Raw genomic sequence first — 3,491 nt, 5'->3', positions numbered from 1 at the left:
GGGACACCAGGGCCCATACCGGCGCGCCCCGCCGGGCTTCCGGCATGCTCGTCAACCCTGACGGCGCCCTAAACCATGATCAACCAGAGGCGGAACAGACCCACTCAAGATCGTGAAAGATTGAGGCTGATCATCAATCGCTGGATCTCCGACGTGCCCTCGAAGATCGTATAAATCTTCGGCACGCCGAAACCCAATCTGCGGCTTCTCCCCGGGAAGCCCGCTTCTACCTGGGGAAACCCTTGTCGTCACTTGTAGTCATTTGCCATTGCTGGCCGCCCTCGGGCAGAACTGAGGCAGAACAAGCAAGAAAGCGACCGCCAGAAACGCGCGTGGCGGTCAGCGAATAGGCAGGCCGGTGACCGCGCGCTCAGTCCGCTCGCCCGAATGACCCCGAGCCGACGAATGCCGTGACGAAATAATTCGTCACGGCATTCGTCGTCCACCCTTTCGAGCAGGCGAGAACGATTTCGACTCAATCGCCGATCGCAGTGTTATAGAGACGCCCGCGCCCTCCGGTGAGGCCGTCGTCGCGGAGCCCATCCCCGGGCGGGCCTTCTCGTCCGTACCTGTGCGCCACGGGCTACCAACCGTGGTGGTGGTGGTGGTTGTCGTCGTGGTGGTGGAACTTGTGGAAGGGCCAGAACCCGTGGTGGTTGTGGTCGTCGTCGTGGTGGTGGAACCTGTGGTGAGGCCAGAACCCGTGGTGGTGATCGAAGTCGTCACCGCACCAGCCGAGGCGCGGGCAGCCTGTGGCCAGCTTCTCCGTTGAGACGTACCCAGCGTTGGCATGGAGGGAGGCGGAGCGCGCGCTCGCGCTCGCCAATCCCTGGCCTAGCGGAACGAACATGACACCGGCGGCCGCAGCGGCCAGAGCTAGCGTCGCGATACGCCTGTGGCGCGGCGTCCGCGATTGCCGAATTTCAGTATTCACGTGTTTTCGTTTCCATTCATGGGTAATCGACGCAAAAATCCGACGCCCTATCTCGATAGGCATCCGGACAGCATCAGACATGCCCACGATTACAATCTCCTGCACCTCAACGAACCCAAAAAACCCGTCAAGTCGTTCAGCAGCAAGGCCCCGGATCACACAGAGTGATCCGGGGCCAGCGGCTCGGCCATGGTCAGCCAGCAGTGGACCAGGTGCAGCGCGACGGCGATGGCGGCTGGTCGGAGCCGTCCCTGGCGGTGTTCGCGGAGCAGATCGGTGCGCGGGGCGTCTGGGTGATTGAGCAGACGGTCGAGATCGTCGAGCCCGAGTTGCCGCATGTGGTGGACCACGTACCGTTCGACGACTTCACCGCGCCACCTGCGGAAACGCCGTGACTCCGCAGGTCAGCGGGGATGACGACCTCTTGGAAGTCTGACCTGCGGAAACGCGCAAAGCCGCAGGTCAGAATAGTCGACTACTTGGCCCTCCCGAGGGCGTCAGGGGAGGGCTGATGGCGGAGATCGCCGCGCAGGAGTACCGCATCGTCCGGGTGGACGAGCTGGAGCCGCACCCGGACAACCCGCACCAGGGCGACGTGGACCTCATCGCCGAGTCGATCAGGCGACACGGCTTCTACGGATCCGTCATCGTCCAGAAGTCCCAGTCTCGGATCATCGCTGGTGAGCACCGTTGGCTCGGTGCCCGCAAGGCGAAGCTGAAGCACGTGCCCGCTGTGGTGCTCGATGTGGACGACGAGACCGCGCTCCGTATCCTCCTGGCCGACAACAGAATGGCTGAGCACGGTTCGTATGATGACGCCAAGCTCGCTGAGCTCCTGTCGGGCCTGCCCGACCTGGACGGCACTGGGTGGCGGGACGAGGACCTCGCGGACCTGCTCGACGGCCTCGGCGACGACATCGAGATCGTGCAGGACGAGCCCGCCACGCCAAGGCCCGCGCCAGCCCCGGACCCTGTCGGTGGCGACCTCGACGACGACGAGGACGACCAGGCCGACGAGGACGAGGGCGACGACTTCGAGCAGGCCGCGGCCGCTGCTCCACCTCCTCGCCCGAAGACGGGTTCAACGGTCGAGCTGATCGTGCCGCTGACGGCCGCCCAGCATGACGAGGTGACAGGCCTGGTCGCGGACATCCGCAGCCGGGACGGGGAGGCGCCGCTTGCGGAGATCGTGGTGGCGGCGCTGAGGACACACGCAGAGCGCCAGCGGTAACGCTGGTTGAATTGGAAGGCGGCTCCCCTCATGGCTGAAGACGCCCAGACGAAGCTGGCCCGGCACGAGCGGCGCTACCAAGCGCTGCAGATGCGGATCGCCGGGGTCAGCAACGCGGTGATCGCTCAGCGGCTCAACTACTCCTCGCCGCAGCTCGTCGCCAATGACGTCACGAACGCGTTGAAGCGGGCCGCCAAGCAGGAGGCGATGGCGGCCGAGGAGCTGCTGCACCTGGAGATCAACCGGCTCGACCGCATGATGGCGTCCGTCTGGCCCCGAGTGATCAAGGGCGAGGTCAACGCCGTCGAGGCCGCCCTGAAGATCGTGAACAAGCGGTCGTCGCTGCTGGGCCATGATCCTGCCGCGTACCTCGCGGTCGGCGATAGTCATCTCGCCGGTGAACGGGCTGCGCTTCAGGTATTGCCTGCCGATCTCGCGGCGGGCGGTCTCCCGCACGTGGTCAAGGGCGCGTTGCGGGTCGGCGTGGGGGTCGGCGAGTGCCCGGAAGGCATACCCTTCCTCGACGCCGACTTCCGTGAGTTCGGCGTCGATGCCGGTGGCGCCCTGAGTGAGGCGGTAGGCCAGGACATGCGGTCGTCGGTCAGGATCGACGACATCTCAGGCGGTGGAGGCGGTGGCAGCGGGTCATGCCCCGTACGGTCACACATCCACGAGTTCCAGCAGGCGTCGCAGAGCATGCCCACGGGGTTCAGGTGAATCCGGGCCGGCCGCCCGCACCGACTGCATCCTGCGCTTTCGGTAGCCACCCGCTGACTTTACGCCTCCAGGTGTCCCGGGGGCCGCACCTTGAGATCGGCGAGGCGATACGCTCGCCGCCATGCCCTCCGTCGCCGAGAGTCCGGTGTTCACAGCCGCCCACGCCCTGGCCTCCTGGGTGGGGGCCGGTCGGGCGGTCACGCCATCGATCGCGATCAAACCGGCGCTGGTGCCCGACGCCGCACTGGCGCTCGGGGTGGCGTGTCCGGCCAAGGTCCGACGCCTCAGCGATGTGCCGGAGGTGCAGCGGGCTTGGCTGACCGCGGTGGCGGCAGGGTTGGTCACGATCGAGGGCTCGCGTGCCGTACGGGCCGAACCCGCGTCGGCGCTTGACGCTGACGCCTGGTATGCGGCTTTGGAGCAGGTGATCGCAGCGCAGATCACTGACCCCTGCGAGGTGGCTCGTGTTTCGCACTTGTAGATGATCATGTTTCGGCGGCGGCCCAGGCTGCGAGGACGGCCTGGGTTTCTTCGGGTGTGGCCTGGTAGGGGGCTTGGGGCCGAAAACGTTCGGCGATGATGACGCGGCGGAGCTTGATCACCATGTCT

At 66.1% G+C, this 3,491-nt stretch carries 4 protein-coding genes and 1 pseudogene; 4 read left to right on the top strand and 1 reads right to left on the bottom strand.

Annotation, left to right across the window (positions count from 1 at the left end; all coding sequences use genetic code 11):
• Nucleotides 1-592 precede the first annotated feature (592 nt).
• The 3 genes from ITP53_RS54480 to ITP53_RS54470 all read left to right on the top strand — a co-directional run bounded on the left by ITP53_RS54480 (nt 593) and on the right by ITP53_RS54470 (nt 2,165).
• Nucleotides 593-772, top strand: coding sequence for a hypothetical protein (locus ITP53_RS54480; protein ID WP_195903334.1), 180 nt, complete (start codon nt 593-595; stop codon nt 770-772).
• 365 nt (nt 773-1,137) lie between these two features.
• A complete protein-coding gene (locus ITP53_RS54475) occupies nt 1,138-1,329 on the top strand; it encodes a hypothetical protein (RefSeq protein ID WP_195903333.1) in 192 nt (63 codons plus the stop codon).
• A 116-nt stretch (nt 1,330-1,445) separates the two neighbouring features.
• Complete coding sequence (locus tag ITP53_RS54470; protein ID WP_195903332.1) at nt 1,446-2,165, top strand: ParB/RepB/Spo0J family partition protein; 720 nt, start codon at nt 1,446-1,448, stop codon at nt 2,163-2,165.
• Between the two features lie 489 nt (nt 2,166-2,654).
• Here the strand turns inward: ITP53_RS54470 and ITP53_RS61785 are convergent.
• Nucleotides 2,655-2,750: pseudogene (locus ITP53_RS61785) on the bottom strand (hypothetical protein); the annotation flags it as partial.
• 253 nt (nt 2,751-3,003) lie between these two features.
• On the opposite strand from ITP53_RS61785, the gene ITP53_RS54460 reads away from it, so the two are divergent.
• Nucleotides 3,004-3,363 (top strand): hypothetical protein, encoded by a 360-nt coding sequence (locus ITP53_RS54460; RefSeq protein WP_195903330.1) that lies wholly within the window; start codon nt 3,004-3,006, stop codon nt 3,361-3,363.
• Nucleotides 3,364-3,491: the final 128 nt, after the last annotated feature.

This window comes from Nonomuraea cypriaca (assembly GCF_015645445.1).
In the GTDB taxonomy this organism is placed as follows: Bacteria; Actinomycetota; Actinomycetes; order Streptosporangiales; family Streptosporangiaceae; genus Nonomuraea; species Nonomuraea cypriaca.
Note: the sequence above shows the minus strand (reverse complement) of the source record. Positions and strands in the feature narration are given on the sequence as shown.